This window comes from Streptomyces sp. NPDC003248 (genome assembly GCF_055563235.1).
Map to the genome: position 1 here is coordinate 40,600 of NZ_JBVHDT010000015.1, position 19,364 is coordinate 59,963.

A 19,364-nucleotide genomic window follows, 5' to 3' on the forward strand; every position below is an offset into this window, starting at 1 on the left:
CCGCGAGCCTCCTCGAAAGGAGACCAGTAACCCGATGGACACCGCCGAACTCACTGCCCTCGGACAGCAGTTGCGCGTGGACAGCGTCCGCGCCTCCGCCGCTGCGGGCTCCGGGCACCCGACGTCCTCCATGTCCGCCGCCGACCTGATGGCCGTACTGCTGGCGAACCACCTCCACTACGACTTCGACCGCCCCGCCCACCCGGGCAACGACCGCTTCGTCCTGTCCAAGGGCCACGCCTCCCCGCTGCTGTACGCGGCCTACAAGGCGGCCGGCGCCGTCGGCGACGACGAGCTGCTCACCTTCCGCGCGCTCGGCAGCCGGCTCGAAGGGCACCCCACGCCGCAGCGGCTGCCCTGGGTGGAGACCGCCACCGGCTCGCTCGGCCAGGGGCTGCCGGTGGGCGTCGGCATCGCCCTGGCGGTGCAGCGGCTGGAGCGCTCCGAGGCGCGCGTGTGGGTGCTGTGCGGGGACAGCGAGCTGGCCGAGGGCTCGGTGTGGGAGGCCGCCGAGCACGCGGGCCACGAGCACCTGGACAACCTCACCGCGATCGTCGACGTCAACCGGCTCGGCCAGCGCGGCCCGACCCGGCACGGCCACGACCTCGACGCCTACGCCCGCCGCTTCCAGGCCTTCGGCTGGCACACCGTCGAGCTCGACGGCCACGACGTCGACGCCGTCGACCGCGCGTACGGCGAGGCCCGGTCCACGAAGGGCCAGCCCACCGCGATCCTCGCCCGCACCCTCAAGGGCAAGGGCGTCGAGGCCGTCGAGGACCGAGAGGGCCTGCACGGCAAGCCGCTGAAGGAGCCCGAGGAGGCGATCGCCGAACTCGGCGGCCCCCGTGACCTGCGCGTCCGGGTGCACGAGCCGTCCGCGGCCCGCATGCTGCACTCCGTCTCCACGGGCCCGCTCGACCTGCCCCGCTGGGAGCGGGGCGAGGAGGTCGCCACCCGCGACGCCTACGGCCGGGCCCTGGCCGCCCTAGGCACCGCCCGCTCCGACGTCGTCGCCCTCGACGGCGAGGTGAGCGACTCCACCCGCGCCGAGTTCTTCGCCAAGGAACACCCCGAGCGGTTCTTCGAGTGCTACATCGCCGAGCAGCAGCTCGTGGCCGCCGCGGTCGGCCTCTCGACGCGCGGCTGGGTGCCGTACGCGTCCACGTTCGCGGCCTTCCTCAGCCGCGCGTACGACTTCGTGCGCATGGCGTCGATCAGCGGGGCCGGGATCAACCTGGTCGGCTCGCACGCCGGGGTCTCCATCGGGCAGGACGGGCCCTCGCAGATGGGGCTGGAGGACCTGGCGATGTTCCGGGCCGTGCACGGCTCGACGGTGCTGTACCCGTGCGACGCCCACCAGACCGCCCGTCTGGTCGCCGCCATGGCCGGCCTGGACGGCATCCGCTACCTGCGCACCTCGCGCGGCGCCGCCCCCGTGCTCTACGGGCCCGACGAGGAGTTCCCGGTGGGCGGCAGCAAGGTGCTGCGCTCCTCCGAACGGGACCGGCTGACGCTGGTCGCCGCCGGCGTCACCGTGCACGAGGCGCTGAAGGCCGCCGACGCCCTGGCCGGGGAGGACGTCCCGGTGCGCGTGATCGACCTGTACTCGGTCAAGCCCGTCGACCGGGTCACCCTGCGGCGGGCCGCGGAGGAGACCGGCTGCCTGGTGACCGTGGAGGACCACCACGCGGAGGGCGGCCTCGGCGACGCCGTCCTGGACGCCTTCACCGACGGCCGGCCGGTGCCCCGCCTGGCGCGCCTGGCCGTGCGGACGATGCCGGGCTCGGCGAGCCCGGACGAACAGCTCCACGCGGCCGGGATCGACGCCGAGTCGATCGCCGCCTCCGCCCGGCTGCTGGTGGAGACGGCGGTCGTGCCGTGACGGCGGGCGACGGCCCCGGCATCCGCAGGGTGCGCGCGGGCCGCCGCACCGTCGAGGTGCACCGGCCGGACAAGGTGCTCTTCCCCGGCGAGGGGAACGCGAGGGAGTACACCAAGGGCGACCTCGTCGCCTACTACCGGTCGGTGGCCGCGTTCATGCTGCCGCACCTGCGCGGCCGGCCCCTGATGCTGGAGCGGCACCCCGACGGCGTCGACGGGCCGCGCTTCATGCAGAAGAACACCCCCGAGCACTACCCGGAGTGGATCACCAGGGTGGAGGTGCCCAAGGAGGACGGCACCGTCCTCCACACCGTCTGCGACGACTCCGCCGGCCTCGTCCTCCTCGCCGACCAGGCCTGTGTCACCCTGCACCGCTGGCTCTCGCGGGCCGGCCACCCGCACCGCCCGGACGTGATGGTCTTCGACCTCGATCCCGGCGGCGAGGACTTCGGCGCCGTCCGCGAGGCCGCCCGGTGGACGGGCGGCCTGCTCGACGAGCTCCGGCTGCCGTCGGCGCCGATGACGACCGGCTCACGCGGCCTGCACGTCGTCGTCCCCCTCGACGGCCGGCACGACTTCGACGAGGTCCGCGCCTTCGCCCGGGACGCCGCCGTCCTGCTCGCCGCCGAGCACCCCGACCGGCTGACCACCGAGGCCCGCAAGAAGGACCGCGGCGGCCGCCTCTACCTCGACGTGCAGCGCAACGCGTACGCGCAGACCGCCGTCGCCCCCTACTCGGTGCGCGCCCTTCCCGGCGCGCCCGTCGCCACACCGATCACCTGGGAGCAGCTCGACGACCCCGCCCTCGGCCCGCGCCGCTGGACCGTCGCGGACGCCGTCGAGCAGGCCCGTACGAACCCGTGGTCGGGCGTGACCGGCCGCCGCGGCCGTGCCCTGGGGCCGGCCCGGCGCCGCCTCGACGCCCTGCGTGGTTGATACACCGACCGCCGGTACGCAGCCCGTCCGTCCGGCGGCGCAGACGCATGCGTTCGTGAAGGTTTGGCCAAGGACCTACCGGCCACCCGGAGGAAGAGGTGGCCATGGCGAACACAAGACACACAGGGCATTCGCACACTGCACGAAAACCGAACGACCCGAGCGACCCGAGCGACCCGAGCGACCCGAGCGACCCGAGCGACCCGAGCGACCCGAACGATTCCAACGACTCCAACGATTCCGACGATTCCAACGACTCGAACGACAAGGACGAGGAAGTGGCGGACGACCGGCCCACGCCCATGGAGATCCTGCGCGAGGCGCGCAGCCAGCTCGCGGAGCTGACCGGCATGACCGCCGAGAGCGTCTCGTCCTTCGAGCAGACGGAGGACGGCTGGTCGCTGGAGGTCGAGGTGCTGGAGCTCCTCAGGGTTCCGGACACGATGAGCCTGATGGCGAGCTACCAGGTCGAACTCGACCCGCAGGGCCAGCTCACCGGCTACCGGCGGGTCCGCCGTTACGAACGCGGGCGGGCCGACGCACATCGGCCCGGCGGCCGTTAGGCCGCAGGCCCGCAGCCACACCAGAACACCATCCACAAGACAAGGAGGCGCGGTCGGTATGACCGTTGTTCCGGCAACACAGTCCGGCGGCGGGGGCGGCAGCAGCGGCCTCTACGACGTGCTGGAGCTCGTCCTGGACAGGGGGCTCGTCATCGATGCGTTCGTGCGGGTCTCCCTGGTGGGCATCGAGATCCTGAAGATCGACGTCCGGGTCGTCGTGGCCAGCGTCGACACCTACCTCCGCTTCGCCGAGGCGTGCAACCGCCTCGACCTGGAGGCCGGCCCGCGCAAGAGCCCGGGGCTGCCCGACGTCGTCGGCCAGATCACCGAGTCCGGCGCGCGCGGCAAGTCCAAGGGCGCGCTCTCCGGTGCCGCCGAGACCATCTCCGGCGCTTTCAAGCAGGCCCGTGAGGAGAGCCAGGCCGAGCGGCCGCGTGCCCGCCGGGCCACCTCCTCCCGCAGGAAGGAGGACGAGGAGTGAGCACGTACGTCTACGGCATCACCGCGAGCTCGCAGACGACGCTCCCCGAGGGGCTGGCCGGCGTGGGCGAGCCGCCCACGCCCGTGCGCGTGCTGACCGAGGGCGGGCTGGCGGCGATCGTCAGCGACGCGCCGGAGGACCTGCGGCCCAAGCGCAGGGAACTGCTCGCCCACCAGAACGTCCTCGCCGAGGCCGGCGCGGAGGGCTGTGTGCTGCCGATGCGGTTCGGCAGCGTCGCCCCCGACGACGCGGCCGTCACCGGGGTGCTCGCCGAGCGCGCCGAACACTACGAGGAGCGCCTGCGGGCCCTCGACGGCAAGGTCGAGTACAACGTGAAGGCCACCCACATCGAGGAGGCCGTGCTGCACCAGGTCATGGCGGAGAGCCCCGAGCTGCGGGCCCTCGCCGAGGCCAACCGGCAGGCCGGCGGCGGCACGTACGAGCAGCGGCTCCAGCTCGGCGAGATGGTGGCCGCGGCGGTGAAGGCCCGTGAGGCCCAGGACGCGGCCGAGGTGCAGCAGGCCCTGGAGCCGCTGGCCGCCGCCGTCAGCATCGGCCCGGAGTCCTCGGGCTGGCTGGCCAACGTGTCGTTCCTGGTGGCACGGGACCGGGCCGCGGAGTTCGCGAACGCGGTGGAGGACCTGCGCAAGGAGCGGCCGCACCTCGACGTGCGCCTCAACGGCCCGCTGCCGCCGTACAGCTTCGTCGAGCCCGGCCCGGCCCAGCCCGCGGGGACGACGGCCGTGGACTGACACGGAACACGCACGGAACGAGCGGAGGTGCGGGAGATGGGGCTGATCTCGGAGGTGCTGCTGTTGCCGTTCGCACCGGTGCGCGGCAGCGGATGGGTGATCGGGCAGGTGCTCCGCGAGGCGGAGCGGATCTATTACGACCCTGCCACGGTCCGGGCCGAACTCTCCCGCCTGGAGGAGCAGTTGGAGGCCGGTGAGATCACGGAGGAGGAGTTCGACCAGAGGGAGGACGAACTCCTCGACCGGCTGGAGATCGCCACGCGACGTAGCGCGGGAACGGACGGGACGGCACGATGAACCGAGTGGGACTGGGCCTCGCGATAGGGGCCGGATACGCCCTCGGGCGTACGAAGAAGATGAAGCTGGCGCTCGCCGTCGGCTCCATGGTGGCGGGGAAGCGGCTGAACCTGACCCCGCGGGCGGTGGCCGACCTGCTGTCGCAGCAACTGCGGGACAACCCCCAGTTCAAGGAGATCGGCGACCAGCTCCGCCAGGATCTGCGGGGCGTCGGCAAGGCCGCCTCCGGCGCCATGGTCGAGCGGCAGGTCAACGCCATCGCCGACCGGCTGCACGGCCGTACCGCCCAGGTCCGCGACCAGCTCTCGGGCGTCGTCCCGGACGTCCCCGGCACGCGCGGGCGGCGGGACGACGAGGACGAGTACGACGCGTACGACGAGGACGACGCGTACGACGAGGACGAGGACGAGGAGCCGCCGGAGGAGGAGCCCGAGCACGCGGAGCCCCGGGACGAGGGGCCGGAGGACGAGGAGCCGGAGGACGAGGGCGGTGAGCCGCCGCGGAAGAAGGCGGCGGCGAAGAAGGCCCCCGAGAAGCGGGCTCCGGAGAAGAGGGCCGCCAAGAAGGCCCCGGCCAAGAAGGCCCCCGTCAAGAAGGCGCCGGCGCTGGCCGCGAAGAAGACCGCCGCGGCCAAGAAGGCGGCGGCCAGGACGGTGTCCCGCGCCCGAGGAGCGAAGGGAGGCGGTGAGCGATGACCGAGACCCTGGGTTCCGCGAAGTCCGCCGCGGGCAAGGCGACCGGCGGCAATCCGCTCGCCGGCGTCGCGCAGAGCGAGGCCGCCGAGCGGCTGAAGGCGGAGGTGCAGGAGTACCTCGCCGCCCAGGCCCAGCGCATGCTGGTCGGCGTCGGCCGCAAGCTCGGCGAGACCACCGGCAAGCTGAACGACATCGCCGAGGGCAAGAGCCCCGGCTTCGCCAAGCTGGCCCTGGACGGCGGCCGCAAGCTGGCCGAGGGCAAGGGCCCGCTGCGCACCGCGCTGGAACTCGGCGCCTCCCGCGCCAAGGACAGCGTGACCGGCGCGCTGAAGAACCTCGGCGCCGGCGGCAAGAGCAAGCGCAAGCGCAGCGCGGGCAAGAAGCCCACCGTCATCCTGGAACAGATCGACGTCGGCGTGCCGCTGCGCACGGCCTACGACCAGTGGACCCAGTACCAGGACTTCAGCACCTTCGCCAAGGGCGTCAAGAGCGCGAGCCGCGCCGACGACACCACCAGCGACTGGCAGGTGAAGGTCTGGTGGTCCAACCGCAGCTGGAAGGCGAAGACCACCGAGCAGGTCCCGGACGACCGGATCTCCTGGGCCTCCGAGGGCGCCAAGGGCACCACGAAGGGCGTCGTCTCCTTCCACCGGCTGGCCGACAACCTCACCCGCGTCCTGCTGGTCATCGAGTACTACCCCACGGGGTTCTTCGAGAAGACCGGCAACATCTGGCGCGCCCAGGGCCGCCGCGCCCGCCTCGACCTGAAGAACTTCGCCCGCTTCATCACCCTGAAGGGGGAGGCGGAGGACAGCTGGCGCGGTGAGATCCGCGACGGCGAGGTCGTCCGCTCCCACGAGGACGCCCTCGCGGAGGAAGGCGAGGAGCGCGAGGAGGAGGAACGCGGCGGCGGGGAACGCGGCGAGGAGGAGGAAGCTCCTTACGCCGAGGAGGAGGCCGGCGAGGCCGAGGAGGCCGAGGAGGCCGAGGAAGGCGAGGAAGGCGAGGAAGGCGAGGAGGACGAGGGCGAGGGCTACGAGGAGGAGCCCGAGTCCGAGTACGACGAGGAGGAGCCCGAGGAGGAGTACGAGGAGCGGGAGCCCGAGGGCGACGAGCAGTACGAGGACGAGGACGAGTACGAGGACGAAGAGGCGGCGCGTGAGAAGGGCGGGAGCCGTCGATGAGCATGCCGAGCCGGATGCCGGAGCCGTACGGCCAGGGCAGCGGGGCCAACCTCGCCGACATCCTGGAACGTGTCCTGGACAAGGGCATCGTCATCGCCGGCGACATCCGGATCAACCTGCTCGACATCGAACTGCTCACGATCAAGCTCCGTCTCATCGTCGCCTCGGTCGACAAGGCCAAGGAGATGGGCATCGACTGGTGGGAGACCGACCCGGCGCTGTCCAGCCGCGCCCGCCGCGACGAACTCGCGCGTGAGAACGCCGAGTTGCGTGAGCGGCTGGCGCGGCTGGAGGAGCTGGAACCCGGTCGGACCCGTGCGCGGGAGGAGTCCCCATGACCGCACTGCGGTACGTGTACGCCGTCTGCCGCCCCTTCGGCGCGCCGCTCCAGGCCGAGCTGACGGGAGTCGGCGGCGCGCCCGCCAAGCTGGTGCACCACCACGGTCTCGTCGCGGTCGTCAGCGCCGTGCCGGAGCGTGACTTCGCCGAGGAGCCGCTGCGGGCGCACCTGGAGGACCTGGACTGGCTCTCCGCGACCGCCCGGGGCCACCAGCAGGTGATCGACGCGCTCACGGCGGTCACCACGCCCCTGCCGCTCCGGCTGGCGACCGTCTTCCGGGACGACAGCGGCGTCCGCGTGATGATCGAGGAGCGCGAGGAGGACTTCCGGCGCACCCTGGACCGGCTGGGGGGCCGGGTGGAGTGGGGGGTGAAGGTGTACGTCGAGGCCGGGGGCGACGCCCGGGAGGAGGCGGCGGCCGCGGCTCCGGCGAAGCCCGCCTCCGGCCGGGACTACCTGATGCAGCGCCGCCGGCGCGCCAGGGCGGACGACGACGCCTGGCAGCGGGCCGAGCGGTTCGCCGGCCGGCTGCACTCCCTGCTCTCCGAGCGGGCCGACGCCGCCCGCCTCCATCCGCCGCAGAACCCGGCCCTGTCCCGGGCTTCCGGCAAGAACGTGCTGAACGCCGCCTATCTGGTCCCGCGCGGGCAGTCGGAGGAGTTCGTGGAGATCGTGGACCGTACGAAGGGCGAGGAATCCGGCATGCGCGTGGAGCTCACCGGACCGTGGGCGGCCTATTCCTTCGTGGACCCCGATGTCGGGGAAGGCGGCGGGAGCGGTGGGGAGAGCGGGACGGCCACCGTCCGGGACACCGAGGAGGAGCGGTCATGACCGTCGTGGAACGGCGTGAGATCGCGCTCGTCGACCTGCTCGACCGGCTGCTGGCCGGCGGGGTCGTCATCACGGGGGACATCACCCTGCGCATCGCGGACGTGGACCTGGTCCGGATCGACCTGAACGCCCTCATCAGTTCCGTGAACAGGAACGTCGCGTCGCCCTGGGAGGAGTCGGCGTGACCGCTCCCGACACGCCCGACGCACCGAAGTCCCCGGGCACGACCGACGGGCCCGGCAGGGGCGCGCCCGACGGGGCCGCTCCGGCGCGCCCGCGGCGCAACCGGCTCGACCTGGAGCCCGACACCGTCGAGCGCGACCTGGTCAAACTCGTCCTCACCGTGGTCGAACTGCTGCGCCAGCTGATGGAACGGCAGGCGCTGCGCCGCTTCGACGAGGGCGATCTGACCGAGGAGCAGGAGGAACGCATCGGGCTCACCCTGATGCTGCTGGACGACCGCATGGCCGAGCTGCGTGACCGCTACGGCCTGCGTCCCGAGGACCTCAACCTGGACCTCGGGCCGCTCGGACCGCTGCTCCCCCGGGAGTGACACGGCCTCCCCGGGACTGACACGGCCTCCCCGGGAGTGACGGGCTTTGGTCTCATCCGCGGATCAGACGTCTTTCCGGCACAGCACCTCTCCGTGCAGGACGGCGAACCAGCCGTCCTCCCGCTCTCCCCAGGCCCGCCAGGCCTCCGCCACCGCCCGCAACTGCTCCTCGGTGGCGTGGCCGCCGCTGACGGCGCGCTCGGCGTAGGCGGAGGCGACGGTCCGGTCGGCCCACAGCCCGCTCCACCAGGCCCGCTCCTCGGGGGTGCTGAACGTCCAGGTGCCCGAGGTGGCCGTGACGTCGGTGAAGCCGGCCGCCAGCGCCCAGGACTTCAGGCGCCGGCCGGCGTCCGGCTCACCGCCGTTGGCGCGGGCCACCCGCTGGTACAGCTCCTGCCAGTCGTCCAGGCCGGGCGAGGCGGGGTACCAGGTCATGGCCGCGTAGTCGGAGTCCCGTACGGCGACGAACCCGCCGGGCCGGGTGACGCGCCGCATCTCGCGCAGCGCCTGCACCGGGTCGCCGACGTGCTGGAGGACCTGGTGGGCGTGGACCACGCAGAACGTGTCGTCGGGGTGATCCAGGGCGTGGACGTCGGCGACCGCGAAGTCGGTGTTGGTCAGGCCGCGCTCCGCGGCGGTGGCCCGCGCCGGGTCCAGGATGTCCGGGGCGTGGTCGACGCCGGTGACGTGTCCGTCGGGGACCAGGGCCGCCAGGTCGGCGGTGATGGTGCCCGGACCGCAGCCGACGTCCAGGATCTTCATGTGGGGCTTCAGTGAGCCGAGCAGGTAGGCCGCGGAGTTGGCGGCGGTCCGCCAGGTGTGCGAGCGGAGCACCGACTCGTGGTGCCCGTGGGTGTAGACGGCGGTCTCCCGTGCTTCCGGCATGGCTGTGCCCCTTCTCGACGGACCGGTCCCCGGGCTCCGGGGAGTCCGGGGGCGACACCGTCACCGTACGCTCCCAACCGAATGATGAGACAAGTCGTCCTGCGATGTGGACTGATGGAGTGTCAGTGAAAACTGACGGTCCGTCAATGCGGTTTCCGCGGATGCCGGCACGGTGTCAGGGCCCCGGGCGGTTCGGCGAGCAGCCCGTCGTGCGGCGCGTACCGGCCGGGGACGAGGGCGGTCGGGCCGGCGTCGGGTGTCAGGGCGCGCGGGTACCCTGGGGTGGCCGTTTCCCGCCCGGCGACGCGGGGCGGCGCGCCGAAGACCCGGAGGCCGACCGCATGCGCCTGATGCTCGTCCGCCACGGCGAGACGCCCTCCAACGTGGACCACCTGCTGGACACCGCCGTCCCCGGGCCGGGACTGACCGCGCTCGGCGAGCGGCAGGCCGCCGCGCTGCCCGAGGTCCTCGCCGGAGAGGACGTCGACGCCCTCTACGCCTCCACCCTCGTGCGCACCCAGCTCACGGCCGCCCCGCTGGCCGCGGCCCGCGGCCTCGACGTACGCGTGCGCGACGGCCTGCGGGAGATCTCCGCGGGCGACCTGGAGATGCTGCCGGGCGACCTCGGACACGGCGAGCTCTACCTGCGCACCGCCCTGGCCTGGGCGGCCGGGAACACCGGACTGCGCATGCCGGGCGGGGAGAACGGAGCCGAGTTCCTCGCCCGCTACGACGCCGTCGTCGCCGAGGCCGCCGACAGCGGCGCCGCCTGCGTCGTCCTGGTCAGCCACGGCGCCGCCATCCGCACCTGGACGGCCGCCCGCGCCCACAACGTCGACGTCCCCTTCGCCGCCGCCCGCCGTCTGGCCAACACCGGCGTGGTCGTCCTGGAGGGCTCCCCGGCCGACGGCTGGAAGGCCCTGACCTGGGCGGGCGCGACCGTCGCCCCCGAGGGCGAGCCCGGACCGACGGGCGAGCCGGTGGGCGACGGCGGACCGGCGGGCGAGCCGGTGGGCTGGACGGGCGGGTAAGCCTCCGCCTCCCGTCCCGCGGGCCGACGGCCCCCCGTGCCGGGGCCGGTACGGGCGCGGCCCGCGGTCATACGCGTTTGCCGTCGCCCGCGGGCGGCCCGCAGAATGCCTCTTCATGGGACATCTGGAAGCCGCGCACCTCGAGTACCACCTCCCCGACGGGAGGACGCTGCTCGGCGATGTGTCCTTCCGGGTGGGCGAGGGCGCCGTCGTGGCCCTCGTCGGGCCCAACGGCGCCGGCAAGACCACCCTGCTGCGGCTGGTCTCCGGCGAGCTGAAGCCGCACGGCGGCACCGTCACCGTCAGCGGCGGGCTCGGCGTGATGCGCCAGTTCGTGGGCTCCGTACGGGACGAGACGACCGTACGGGACCTGCTGGTGTCGGTCGCGCCGCCCCGCATCCGGGAGGCCGCACGCGCCGTCGACCGGGCCGAGCTCGCCCTCATGACCGTCGACGACGAGGCCGCGCAGCTCGCGTACGCGCAGGCCCTCGCCGACTGGGCCGAGGCCCGCGGGTACGAGGCGGAGACGCTGTGGGACGTGTGCACCACCGCCGCGCTCGGCGTGCCGTACGAGAAGGCGCAGTGGCGGCAGGTGCGCACCCTGTCCGGCGGTGAGCAGAAGCGGCTGGTGCTGGAGGCGCTGCTGCGCGGCACCGACGAGGTGCTGCTGCTCGACGAGCCCGACAACTACCTCGACGTGCCGGGCAAGCGCTGGCTGGAGGAGCGGCTGAAGGAGACCCGCAAGACGGTCCTCTTCGTCTCCCACGACCGCGAACTCCTCTCCCGCGCCGCCGAGAAGATCGTCTCCGTCGAGCCGGGGCCCGCCGGCGCCGACGCCTGGGTGCACGGCGGCGGCTTCGCCACGTACCACGAGGCGCGCCGCGAACGCTTCGCCCGTTTCGAGGAACTGCGCCGGCGCTGGGACGAGAAGCACGCCCAGCTGAAGAAGCTCGTCCTGAACCTCCGTCAGGCCGCCGCCGTCAGCCACGAGATGGCCTCCCGCTACCAGGCCGCCCAGACCCGGCTGCGCAAGTTCGAGGAGGCGGGCCCGCCGCCCGAGCCGCCGCGCGAGCAGGACATCACCATGCGCCTCAAGGGCGGCCGCACCGGCGTCCGGGCCGTCACCTGCGAGGGCCTCGAACTGACCGGGCTGATGCACCCCTTCGACCTGGAGGTGTTCTACGGCGAACGCGTCGCCGTCCTCGGCTCCAACGGCTCCGGGAAGTCGCACTTCCTGCGCCTGCTGGCCGGGGAGGAGGTGGCGCACACCGGGGAGTGGAAGCTCGGCGCGCGGGTCGTCCCCGGGCACTTCGCCCAGACCCACGCCCACCCCGGACTCCAGGGCCGCACCCTCCTCGACATCCTGTGGCAGGAGCACTCCCAGGACCGGGGCGCGGCCATGTCCCGGCTGCGCCGCTACGAGCTGACCCAGCAGGCCGAGCAGTCCTTCGACCGGCTCTCCGGCGGCCAGCAGGCACGCTTCCAGATCCTCCTGCTGGAGTTGCGGGGCGCCACCGCCCTGCTGCTCGACGAGCCGACCGACAACCTCGACCTGGAGTCCGCCGAAGCCCTCCAGGAGGGCCTGGAGGCCTTCGACGGCACGGTCCTCGCCGTCACCCACGACCGCTGGTTCGCCCGCTCCTTCGACCGCTACCTGGTCTTCGGCAGCGACGGCCGGGTCCGGGAGACCCCGGAGCCGGTGTGGGACGAGCGGCGCGTGGAGCGGGCCCGCTGATCCCACGGGCGGCGGTGCCACCGGCTCCCCAGGGGCTCCCCGGGCGGAACATCACTTCCGCTCCCGGATGGAAACGTCCCGGGCGGAAACGTCACTTCCAGCGCAGCAGCGCGCCCAGGCCGCCCACCGGGGCCTCCTCGTCCGCCGCGGGAACCACGAGCACGGGCGCGTCCGTGGCGACCGCCGAGCGGATCAGCGCGTCGTCCGCCCGCGCCGCCCACGCGTTCTGCTCGCCGAGCGTCCTGAGCTCCGCGCGGCGCACGGCCACCTGGTCCGGGTCCTCACCGATCCACACCTCGCGGTGGTTGTCCGGGCCGTCGACGCGGATCAGCAACTCGTCGATCCGGTGCTCCCGGGCCGCCTCGACCAGCGCGGGCACGCCCTCCACGGCACCGGCACGCCCTTCGTCGTCCGGTGCGCGGGCGGCCAGGAACCGGTCCAGCTCGGCCTCCGCCCGGTGCCGGGTGTGCTCGGTCCGGGCCCGCTCGACGTCCTCGTCCAGCAGCCGGCTGCCCGCGCCGTGCCGGGCCTCGACCACGCGGTCCCGGAGCCGCTGCGGCAGCCGCTCGCGCACGGCCCGCACCTCCCGGTCGTCACCGACCAGGACCAGCAGGTCGGCCCCGGTCTCCTCCTGGCAGTCGGCGAGCGCGCCGGCGACCTCCCCCGCGTTGTGCTCCCAGGTGTTCTCCACCTTCAGCTGGAAGTGCCGCTCGGACCAGTCGGCGGTCGACGTGCGGTGCAGGGGGTGCTGCCGGCCGGCCACCGATCCCGCGTCCTCCCGGCCCAGCCCGCTGCGCAGCTCGAAGTCGGCGCCCCGGCGGTCGACGTACGCCACCACGCACACCGGGTCCTGCCCGGCCAGCTCCAGCAGCGGGGCCACCCGCGGCAGGGGCGCCCACTCGGCCGTGTCGCCCCGCGGGGGCCGGGCCAGCGGCGGGTCGAGGACGACGCGCCCGGCACGGGCGAACAGCGCCCGCCCGTTCGGTTCGGAGGAGTGGCGCAGGTCGTCGACCGCGTTCTCCACCGCCCGGCAGGTGGCGTCGTCCGCGCCCTGCTCCGCGAGCCGCCGCGCCAGCGCCGAGGCCGTGAGATGCCGTTCGTGGGGCGTGCTCTCCGTGTGCCGGGAGGTGTCGACGTACACAGAGGCCCAGGGACCGGAATGTTCGTACAGTGGATGCAGGAATCGGAGATCCATGGCTCCCTCCCGGAGGCCGCTCGAGGGTCGGTGTTCCGCACGCGGGTACCCGAACCCCATGGACGAACACGACGAGTGGGGCACGACCATGACCGGAGTCGACCCGGACCGGCTGGACGACCAGCAGCTCATGAAGGAGCTGGAGACGATCCACCGCACGCGCCACGACACCCTGCTGTACGGCTCGAACGACGCGCTGCGCGCCCACAACGACCGTATGGCCCAGCTGGAGGGCGAGTACCTGCGCCGGAATCCGCGCCGCTCCGTCGCCGCGAGCCGCACCCGCGAGGGCGCCCGGGAACGCGACGCCGCCGACGCCCCGGCCGACGCGGGCGGTGGCCGGACCCCGGTCGGCAAGTGGGGGCCGGGCAGAACGGACGGCCCCGGCGGGGCCTGAGCCCGCCGGGGCCGTTCCGGCAACCGATCGATCAGTGTCCCCCGGTCGGCCGGACGGCCGGTCGGCCGGGGGAGAGGGGCCGGTGACCGGTGGGCGTACGCCCTCAGCCGGCCTCCTGCGCGAACACCTCCAGGTACGTCTCGCAGAACGCCTTCAGGTCGTCCGGCTTGCGGCTGGTCACCAGCTTGTTCGGCCCGTGGTCGCACACCTTGACCTGCTCGTCCACCCAGGTGGCGCCCGCGTTGCCGAGATCGGTGCGCAGGCTCGGCCACGAGGTCAGCACGCGGCCGCGGACCACGTCCGCCTCGACGAGCGTCCACGGCGCGTGGCAGATCGCCGCGACCGGGCGGCCCTGCGCGAAGAAGTCCCGGACGAACGCCACGGCCCGCTCGTCGGTGCGCAGGAAGTCCGGGTTGGCGACACCGCCCGGCAGGACCAGCCCGCTGAAGGAGTCCGCGGAGGCCTCGCCGACGACCTCGTCCACCGTGAAGGTGTCCGCCTTGTCGAGGTGGTGGAAGGCCTGCACCTCACCGGAGGCCGTCGACACCAGGACGGGCTCGTGGCCGGCGTCCACCGCGGCCTGCCACGGATCGGTCAGCTCGACCTGCTCTACGCCCTCGGGCGCGGTCAGAAACGCGATGCGCATGATCGTTCAACGTCCTTTCCTGGCGTGCCGGGGGCGGTGACACCCCCGGCACGGTGCTTCCTGTGGCCCGGTCACGGCCCCGTCAGTCGCCCCGGACCAGCGTCTCGGACAGTTCCTGCACGTTTGCGAAGCGCGGCTCGCGCGGCAGCCGCCGTACCGCCGCCACGAGGGCGTCCGGCGCGTTCTTGCGGCGCAGGGTGCGGGCGAGGTCCTCCGCGCCCGCGGGGAAGGAACTGCGGCCCAGGATGCGGGCCAGCTCCAGCCGTACGGTCTCCAACGACGCCCGGGGGGTGCCCGGCACCACCGGACCGCCCCAGACCTCCGGGTCGTCCTCGGCGGACGGCTCCGGGTCGTGCCACTCCTCGGACCGCGTGGGGTGCCCGGACCTGAGCAGACCCTGCAGTTCGTGCTTCATCTCGTCGTCCCGGTGGACGCTCAGCCGGTCACTGCCTCGCTGCATGTCTCCCTCCAGACCTTAGGGGTCGGCCCCCCGCGTACCCGGGGGGCGGCGGCCGACACCGGATGCGGCCCGCCGATGTTCCCCGCCCCCGTCCGCCGCTTCCGTCCCCGTCCGTCGCCCCCCGTCCCCGGACGGGGGGCGACGGACGGCTACCGCTTCTCCCGGCCCGCGCCCGGCAGGAACTCCTGCGCCTTCGCCTTGAGGCCCTGCCTGATCACCGAGCCCCGGTCCGCGTCGCCCCTGAGGAGCGACGCGGCCGTCGCCTCCATCTGCTCCCAGGTCGCGTGCGGTGGGACGGGCGGCACGGCCGGGTCGGTGAGGAACTCCACGACCGCCGGCCCGTCCGCCTCCAGCGCCGTCCGCCAGCCCGCCTCGACGTCCTCCGGCGTCTCCACGCGTACGCCGGTCAGGCCCAGGGAGCGGGCGAACTCCGCGTACCGCACGTCCGGGAGCCGCTGCGAGGGCAGGAAGGACGGGGCGCCCCCCATGGCGCGCATCTCCCAGGTGACCTGGTTGAGGTCGCGGTTGTTCCACACGGCGACGACCAGCCGCCGGTCCAGCCAGCGGTCCTTGTACTTCGCCGCCGTGATCAGCTCCGCGAGCCCGTTCATCTGCATCGCCCCGTCCCCGACCAGCGCGATCACCGGCCGGTCCGGGTGCGCGAACTTCGCGCCGATCGCGTACGGCACCGCGCAGCCCATCGTCGCGAGCGTCCCGGACAGCGAGCCGCGCATCCCGGCCCGCAGCGTCAGGTGCCGCGCGTACCAGTTCGCCACCGAGCCCGAGTCGCAGGTGACGATCGCGTCGGCCGGCAGCAGTCGGTCCAGTGCCCGGGCGACGTACTCCGGGTTGACCGGGTCGGCCGACAGCTCCGCCCGCCGCTCCATCACGTCGCGCCAGTGCCGTACGTTGTCGCACACCGTCTCGTACCACTCGCGGCCGCGCTCCTCGCCCGACGTCAGCATCGGGATCAGCCGGCGCAGCGTCTCCCGGGCGTCGCCGACCAGGTTCACCTCGTACGGGTAGCGCATCCCGACCATGCGCGGATCGAGGTCGATCTGGACACCGCGCGCCCTGCCGAACTCCGGCAGGAACTGCGTGTACGGGAACGACGAGCCGATCGTCAGCAGGGTGTCGCAGTCCCGCATCAGCTCGTACGACGGGCGGGTGCCGAGCAGCCCGATCGAGCCGGTGACGTAAGGGAGTTCGTCGCCGACGACGTCCTTGCCGAGGAGCGCCTTGGCCACGCCCGCGCCGAGCAGTCCGGCGATCCGCTCCACCTCCGCGCGCGCCCCGGCCGCGCCCTGGCCGACCAGGATCGCCACCTTGTCCCCGGCGTCGAGGATCTCCGCCGCCCGCCGCAGCGACTCCTCCGACGGGACGGTCGTCCACGCGCTCCGGTCGAGGCTGGAGGGCACCATCCGGAACGCGTGCGTGGGGGCCGAGTAGTCCAGTTCCTGGACGTCGCCGGGGATGACGACGGCGGTCGGGCAGCGGCGCGCGTACGCGGTGCGGATCGCCCGGTCCAGCACGTTCGGCAGCTGCTCGGGGACCGTGACCGTCTCCACGAACCCCGCGGTGACGTCCTGGAACAGCGTGTGCAGGTCGACCTCCTGCTGGTAGGAGCCGCCCATCGCGGTGCGGTGCGTCTGGCCGACGATCGCCAGCACCGGCACATGGTCCAGCTTGGCGTCGTACAGCCCGTTCAGGAGGTGGACGGCGCCCGGTCCGGACGTCGCCGCGCACACCCCGAGACGGCCGCTGAACTTGGCGTAGCCGACCGCCTGGAGCGCCGACATCTCCTCGTGCCGGGACTGCACGAACCGCGGCTGGTCGTCGGCCCGGCCCCAGGCGGCGAGCAGGCCGTTGATGCCGTCGCCGGGGTAGCCGAAGACCTGCTCCACGCCCCAAGCGCGCAGCCGTCGCAGGACGTGGTCGGAGACCGTGGTGCTCATGGACGGGACCTCCCGGGCATCGGGAACGAGGGCAGGGGGGCGTACGGCGTGACCCCTGTCGGATCACCCCGCCGGGCCCTGGAAAACCTCGGCGGTGTGCGGCGGGGCCTCGGCGGTGTGTGCGGGCGGGGCCTCGGCGGTGTGCGCGGACGGGGCTCCGACGGTGTTTGCGGGTGGGGGCGCAGGGCAGGCGCACACCCAGTGCTTCGGACCGGAGGCACGTCCGGGGGCCACCGCGAGGCCGCGGCCCCCCGGCAGGCCCGTCCGGCCGCTGTCGCGCGCTCCCGCGCCGACCGGCCACCACAGAGCACATCCCAGGGAGTTGCTACGCATCATGCCGAACCGAGCGAGCGCGAGGCACCACCCGCACGACGACGCCCCCGACACCGACCGGGCCTTCCACCGGCTCGCGGCCCTGCCGCCCGGCCCCCGGCGGGAGACACTGCGCGCCGAGATCGTCGAGGCCTGGCTGCCGATGGCGGACCGCCTCGCCGGACGCTTCCGCAGCCGCGGCGAGAGCTACGAGGACCTGCGGCAGGTCGCCGCACTCGGCCTGGTCAAGGCCGTCGACCGCTACGACCCCGACCGCGGCCACGCCTTCGAGAGCTACGCCGTCCCCACCGTCAGCGGGGAGATCAAGCGCCACTTCCGGGACCACCTGTGGACGCTGCACGTCCCGCGCCGCGTCCAGGACCTGCGCAACCGCGTCCGGATCGCCTGCCAGGACCTGTCCCAGACCGTCCCCGGACGCCGCCCCACCGACGCCGAGATCGCCGAGTGCGCGCAGCTGAGCGAGGAGGAGGTGCGGGAAGGGCTGGAGGCGCTGGAGAGCTTCACCGCGCTGTCCCTGGACGCCGAGGTGCCCGGCGGCGACACCGGCCGCTCCCTGGGCGACGCGCTGGGGGAGGCCGACCCCGCCCTCGACACGGTGGTCGACCGGGAGGCCGTGAAACCGCGCCTCGCCGCGCTGTCGGAGCGCGAGCGGACCATCCTCTACCTGCGGTTCTTCGGGGACATGACGCAGAGCCGGATCGCCGAGCAGCTCGGCATCTCGCAGATGCACGTGTCCCGGCTGATCAACCGCTGCTGCGCCCGGTTGCGGGAGCAGGTCCTGAAGGACGCGGCGTAGACGACGCGGCGTGGACGACGCGGCGTGGACACGGACACGGGTCCGCCACGGTTCCGCACGGAACCTCACCCGGTCGGCGGGCCCTTCTCCCGCCAATGGCGGGCGGCCGCGCGCGGCCGCGGGCGGTGCGGGCTGTCATGGCCGTGGGGCACGGACGTCGTGTCCCGCAGCCGCAGGCCGAAGGAGCCGCCCCATGCGCCGCACCGCCCGTGTCCTGTCCGTCGCCGCCCTCGCCGGTGCCGTGCTGGCCGGTGCCGCCCCGGCCGTCTCCGCGGATCCGACGGCCGGGACGGGACCGGCCACGGCCGCCCCGGACGGCAGCGTCACCGTCTCCGTCTCCGTCACCTGCGACCCCCTCGGCGCTCCCGCCCCCGCCACCCTGGAGGCCACCTCGGACGCCTTCACCGAAGGCACCGTCCGGCTGAGCCTCATACCCGGCGGCGACGAGCCGACCGGCCCCGTCTACCGCGGCACCGCCCGGATCGCCCCCGCCGGCCCACCCGACGCGCCGGAGGAGACGGCCTCCGCCGGCTCCGCCCGGACCGTCGACGGCACCTGCCCGGCACCCCCCGGCGGGCAGCCCGCGCCGTGGAGCGCCACCCTCGACGTCACCCGTGCCGAGAGCGGCGACGAACCGGCCTGCACCCCGTCCGGGGACAGGGACGGCGACAGCGACAGCGACTGCGGCGACGAACCGGCCTGCGGTCCGTCCGGGGACCGGGACAGGGACAGCGACAGCGACTGCGGCACCGGGCCGGCCTGCGTCTCGTCCGGGGACCGGGAGAGCGTCAGCGACAGCGACTGCGGCACCGGGCCGGCCTGCGCCCCGTCCCAGGGCGCCGACTGCGACAGCGGCGCCAAAGCGGGGTGCGCGCCGTCCCAGGGCGCCGACTGCGACAATGGCGGCCAGCCGGCGTGTGCCCCCGCCCAGGGCGCGGAATGCGACAGTGGCGGCAAACCGGAGTGCGCGCCGTCGCAGGGCGCCGATTGCGACAGTAGCGGCGAGCCGCCGTGTGCCCCCGCCCAGGGCGCCGACTGTGACAGCGGTGACGAGCCTGGGTGTGCCCCCGCCCGCGGCGCGGAGTGCGACGGCGGCGCGGCGTGCGCGGCGTCGGAGCACGGCACCTCGTGTGCATCTGACGGAACCTGTGCGAAGGGCCACGACGAGGGCTGTGCCGGCGACGACCCCTCCTGCCCGCGCGGCCACGACGACCCCTCCTGCGGGCCCCCTTCCGTCCAGCACGGCGTCCGGGCCGGGGCCGGCGGCGCGTTCGGCGTCTCCGTGCCCGCGCTGGCCGCCGGAGGGCTGCTGATCGCCGGCGCGCTCGGCGCCGCCGGGCACCGGCTGTGCCGCCGCGGCCCGCGGGAGGACGCCTGACACCGCGCGCGGGCCGCCCCGCGCCGCGCTGTGACCGGCG

At 74.0% G+C, this 19,364-nt stretch carries 22 protein-coding genes; 17 read left to right on the forward strand and 5 right to left on the reverse strand.

Annotated elements, in window-relative coordinates; all coding sequences use genetic code 11:
* Positions 1 to 34: 34 nt before the first annotated feature.
* The 12 genes from ACZ3KJ_RS28555 (at position 35) to ACZ3KJ_RS28610 (ending at position 8,513) form a co-directional block, all read left to right on the forward strand.
* The gene (locus tag ACZ3KJ_RS28555) at positions 35 to 1,882 is read left to right on the forward strand and encodes a transketolase (RefSeq protein ID WP_467531146.1); all 1,848 of its coding nucleotides are present in this window, start codon (positions 35 to 37) and stop codon (positions 1,880 to 1,882) included.
* Positions 1,879 to 2,817, forward strand: coding sequence for a non-homologous end-joining DNA ligase (ligD, locus tag ACZ3KJ_RS28560; RefSeq protein ID WP_467531148.1), 939 nt, complete (start codon positions 1,879 to 1,881; stop codon positions 2,815 to 2,817). The genes ACZ3KJ_RS28555 and ligD overlap by 4 nt, the downstream gene beginning before the upstream one ends.
* Before the next feature lie 104 nt (positions 2,818 to 2,921).
* The gene (locus tag ACZ3KJ_RS28565; RefSeq protein ID WP_467531150.1) at positions 2,922 to 3,380 is read left to right on the forward strand and encodes a gas vesicle protein GvpO; all 459 of its coding nucleotides are present in this window, start codon (positions 2,922 to 2,924) and stop codon (positions 3,378 to 3,380) included.
* Positions 3,381 to 3,438: 58 nt separating this feature from the next.
* The gene (locus ACZ3KJ_RS28570; RefSeq protein ID WP_467531152.1) at positions 3,439 to 3,861 is read left to right on the forward strand and encodes a gas vesicle structural protein GvpA; all 423 of its coding nucleotides are present in this window, start codon (positions 3,439 to 3,441) and stop codon (positions 3,859 to 3,861) included.
* Positions 3,858 to 4,613, forward strand: coding sequence for a GvpL/GvpF family gas vesicle protein (locus ACZ3KJ_RS28575; RefSeq protein ID WP_467531154.1), 756 nt, complete (start codon positions 3,858 to 3,860; stop codon positions 4,611 to 4,613). The genes ACZ3KJ_RS28570 and ACZ3KJ_RS28575 overlap by 4 nt, the downstream gene beginning before the upstream one ends.
* Before the next feature lie 36 nt (positions 4,614 to 4,649).
* Positions 4,650 to 4,910 carry a gas vesicle protein GvpG gene (locus ACZ3KJ_RS28580; protein WP_389514659.1) on the forward strand — a complete coding sequence of 87 codons (261 nt, stop codon included), beginning with the start codon at positions 4,650 to 4,652 and terminating at the stop codon, positions 4,908 to 4,910.
* The gene (locus ACZ3KJ_RS28585) at positions 4,907 to 5,605 is read left to right on the forward strand and encodes a DNA primase (RefSeq protein ID WP_467531156.1); all 699 of its coding nucleotides are present in this window, start codon (positions 4,907 to 4,909) and stop codon (positions 5,603 to 5,605) included. The genes ACZ3KJ_RS28580 and ACZ3KJ_RS28585 overlap by 4 nt, the downstream gene beginning before the upstream one ends.
* A complete protein-coding gene (locus ACZ3KJ_RS28590) occupies positions 5,602 to 6,789 on the forward strand; it encodes an SRPBCC family protein (RefSeq protein WP_467531158.1) in 1,188 nt (395 codons plus the stop codon). Before ACZ3KJ_RS28585 ends, ACZ3KJ_RS28590 begins: the two co-directional genes overlap by 4 nt.
* Positions 6,786 to 7,127 carry a gas vesicle protein gene (locus tag ACZ3KJ_RS28595; RefSeq protein WP_389514655.1) on the forward strand — a complete coding sequence of 114 codons (342 nt, stop codon included), beginning with the start codon at positions 6,786 to 6,788 and terminating at the stop codon, positions 7,125 to 7,127. The genes ACZ3KJ_RS28590 and ACZ3KJ_RS28595 overlap by 4 nt, the downstream gene beginning before the upstream one ends.
* Positions 7,124 to 7,960, forward strand: coding sequence for a GvpL/GvpF family gas vesicle protein (locus ACZ3KJ_RS28600; protein WP_467531159.1), 837 nt, complete (start codon positions 7,124 to 7,126; stop codon positions 7,958 to 7,960). Before ACZ3KJ_RS28595 ends, ACZ3KJ_RS28600 begins: the two co-directional genes overlap by 4 nt.
* The gene (locus ACZ3KJ_RS28605) at positions 7,957 to 8,145 is read left to right on the forward strand and encodes a gas vesicle protein (protein WP_389514651.1); all 189 of its coding nucleotides are present in this window, start codon (positions 7,957 to 7,959) and stop codon (positions 8,143 to 8,145) included. The genes ACZ3KJ_RS28600 and ACZ3KJ_RS28605 overlap by 4 nt, the downstream gene beginning before the upstream one ends.
* 110 nt (positions 8,146 to 8,255) lie before the next feature.
* The gene (locus ACZ3KJ_RS28610) at positions 8,256 to 8,513 is read left to right on the forward strand and encodes a gas vesicle protein K (RefSeq protein ID WP_467531317.1); all 258 of its coding nucleotides are present in this window, start codon (positions 8,256 to 8,258) and stop codon (positions 8,511 to 8,513) included.
* Positions 8,514 to 8,576: 63 nt separating this feature from the next.
* Here the strand turns inward: ACZ3KJ_RS28610 and ACZ3KJ_RS28615 are convergent, their stop codons facing one another.
* Positions 8,577 to 9,398 carry a class I SAM-dependent methyltransferase gene (locus ACZ3KJ_RS28615; RefSeq protein WP_467531161.1) on the reverse strand — a complete coding sequence of 274 codons (822 nt, stop codon included), beginning with the start codon at positions 9,396 to 9,398 and terminating at the stop codon, positions 8,577 to 8,579.
* A 341-nt stretch (positions 9,399 to 9,739) separates the two neighbouring features.
* On the opposite strand from ACZ3KJ_RS28615, the gene ACZ3KJ_RS28620 reads away from it, so the two are divergent.
* Positions 9,740 to 10,429 carry a histidine phosphatase family protein gene (locus ACZ3KJ_RS28620; RefSeq protein ID WP_467531163.1) on the forward strand — a complete coding sequence of 230 codons (690 nt, stop codon included), beginning with the start codon at positions 9,740 to 9,742 and terminating at the stop codon, positions 10,427 to 10,429.
* A gap of 115 nt (positions 10,430 to 10,544) precedes the next feature.
* Positions 10,545 to 12,164 (forward strand): ABC-F family ATP-binding cassette domain-containing protein, encoded by a 1,620-nt coding sequence (locus ACZ3KJ_RS28625; protein WP_467531164.1) that lies wholly within the window; start codon positions 10,545 to 10,547, stop codon positions 12,162 to 12,164.
* Between the two features lie 91 nt (positions 12,165 to 12,255).
* Here the strand turns inward: ACZ3KJ_RS28625 and ACZ3KJ_RS28630 are convergent, their stop codons facing one another.
* Entirely contained in the window at positions 12,256 to 13,359 is a 1,104-nt protein-coding gene (locus ACZ3KJ_RS28630; protein WP_467531166.1) for a baeRF2 domain-containing protein, read from the reverse strand.
* A 58-nt stretch (positions 13,360 to 13,417) separates the two neighbouring features.
* Here ACZ3KJ_RS28630 and ACZ3KJ_RS28635 point away from each other — a divergent pair, with 58 nt between their 5' ends.
* Positions 13,418 to 13,756, forward strand: a complete 339-nt coding sequence (locus tag ACZ3KJ_RS28635) for a DUF6158 family protein (protein ID WP_389514640.1) — start codon at positions 13,418 to 13,420, stop codon at positions 13,754 to 13,756.
* A 103-nt stretch (positions 13,757 to 13,859) separates the two neighbouring features.
* Here the strand turns inward: ACZ3KJ_RS28635 and ACZ3KJ_RS28640 are convergent, their stop codons facing one another.
* From ACZ3KJ_RS28640 to ACZ3KJ_RS28650, 3 genes are all read right to left on the reverse strand, one after another.
* The gene (locus ACZ3KJ_RS28640) at positions 13,860 to 14,402 is read right to left on the reverse strand and encodes a type 1 glutamine amidotransferase domain-containing protein (protein ID WP_467531168.1); all 543 of its coding nucleotides are present in this window, start codon (positions 14,400 to 14,402) and stop codon (positions 13,860 to 13,862) included.
* Between the two features lie 82 nt (positions 14,403 to 14,484).
* Positions 14,485 to 14,862 (reverse strand): DUF2795 domain-containing protein, encoded by a 378-nt coding sequence (locus tag ACZ3KJ_RS28645; protein WP_467531169.1) that lies wholly within the window; start codon positions 14,860 to 14,862, stop codon positions 14,485 to 14,487.
* A 149-nt stretch (positions 14,863 to 15,011) separates the two neighbouring features.
* Entirely contained in the window at positions 15,012 to 16,817 is a 1,806-nt protein-coding gene (locus tag ACZ3KJ_RS28650) for a thiamine pyrophosphate-requiring protein (protein WP_467531171.1), read from the reverse strand.
* 334 nt (positions 16,818 to 17,151) lie between these two features.
* Between ACZ3KJ_RS28650 and ACZ3KJ_RS28655 the strand changes: the two genes are divergently transcribed.
* Together ACZ3KJ_RS28655 and ACZ3KJ_RS28660 are read left to right on the forward strand one after the other, a co-directional pair.
* Complete coding sequence (locus ACZ3KJ_RS28655; RefSeq protein WP_467531173.1) at positions 17,152 to 17,946, forward strand: RNA polymerase sigma factor SigF; 795 nt, start codon at positions 17,152 to 17,154, stop codon at positions 17,944 to 17,946.
* A gap of 193 nt (positions 17,947 to 18,139) precedes the next feature.
* Positions 18,140 to 19,324 (forward strand): hypothetical protein, encoded by a 1,185-nt coding sequence (locus ACZ3KJ_RS28660; protein ID WP_467531175.1) that lies wholly within the window; start codon positions 18,140 to 18,142, stop codon positions 19,322 to 19,324.
* Positions 19,325 to 19,364 lie beyond the last annotated feature (40 nt).

Bases quoted from the DNA above. Each gene is read 5' to 3' on its own strand.
- ACZ3KJ_RS28555 (WP_467531146.1), top strand. From the start codon at position 35: ATGGACACCGCCGAACTCACTGCCCTCGGACAGCAGTTGCGCGTGGAC.
- ACZ3KJ_RS28565 (WP_467531150.1), top strand. From the start codon at position 2,922: ATGGCGAACACAAGACACACAGGGCATTCGCACACTGCACGAAAACCG.
- ACZ3KJ_RS28570 (WP_467531152.1), top strand. From the start codon at position 3,439: ATGACCGTTGTTCCGGCAACACAGTCCGGCGGCGGGGGCGGCAGCAGC.
- ACZ3KJ_RS28580 (WP_389514659.1), top strand. From the start codon at position 4,650: ATGGGGCTGATCTCGGAGGTGCTGCTGTTGCCGTTCGCACCGGTGCGC.
- ACZ3KJ_RS28585 (WP_467531156.1), top strand. From the start codon at position 4,907: ATGAACCGAGTGGGACTGGGCCTCGCGATAGGGGCCGGATACGCCCTC.
- ACZ3KJ_RS28590 (WP_467531158.1), top strand. From the start codon at position 5,602: ATGACCGAGACCCTGGGTTCCGCGAAGTCCGCCGCGGGCAAGGCGACC.
- ACZ3KJ_RS28595 (WP_389514655.1), top strand. From the start codon at position 6,786: ATGAGCATGCCGAGCCGGATGCCGGAGCCGTACGGCCAGGGCAGCGGG.
- ACZ3KJ_RS28600 (WP_467531159.1), top strand. From the start codon at position 7,124: ATGACCGCACTGCGGTACGTGTACGCCGTCTGCCGCCCCTTCGGCGCG.
- ACZ3KJ_RS28605 (WP_389514651.1), top strand. From the start codon at position 7,957: ATGACCGTCGTGGAACGGCGTGAGATCGCGCTCGTCGACCTGCTCGAC.
- ACZ3KJ_RS28615 (WP_467531161.1), bottom strand. From the start codon at position 9,398: ATGCCGGAAGCACGGGAGACCGCCGTCTACACCCACGGGCACCACGAG.
- ACZ3KJ_RS28620 (WP_467531163.1), top strand. From the start codon at position 9,740: ATGCGCCTGATGCTCGTCCGCCACGGCGAGACGCCCTCCAACGTGGAC.
- ACZ3KJ_RS28625 (WP_467531164.1), top strand. From the start codon at position 10,545: ATGGGACATCTGGAAGCCGCGCACCTCGAGTACCACCTCCCCGACGGG.
- ACZ3KJ_RS28630 (WP_467531166.1), bottom strand. From the start codon at position 13,359: ATGGATCTCCGATTCCTGCATCCACTGTACGAACATTCCGGTCCCTGG.
- ACZ3KJ_RS28635 (WP_389514640.1), top strand. From the start codon at position 13,418: ATGGACGAACACGACGAGTGGGGCACGACCATGACCGGAGTCGACCCG.
- ACZ3KJ_RS28640 (WP_467531168.1), bottom strand. From the start codon at position 14,402: ATGCGCATCGCGTTTCTGACCGCGCCCGAGGGCGTAGAGCAGGTCGAG.
- ACZ3KJ_RS28645 (WP_467531169.1), bottom strand. From the start codon at position 14,862: ATGCAGCGAGGCAGTGACCGGCTGAGCGTCCACCGGGACGACGAGATG.
- ACZ3KJ_RS28650 (WP_467531171.1), bottom strand. From the start codon at position 16,817: ATGAGCACCACGGTCTCCGACCACGTCCTGCGACGGCTGCGCGCTTGG.
- ACZ3KJ_RS28655 (WP_467531173.1), top strand. From the start codon at position 17,152: ATGCCGAACCGAGCGAGCGCGAGGCACCACCCGCACGACGACGCCCCC.
- ACZ3KJ_RS28660 (WP_467531175.1), top strand. From the start codon at position 18,140: ATGCGCCGCACCGCCCGTGTCCTGTCCGTCGCCGCCCTCGCCGGTGCC.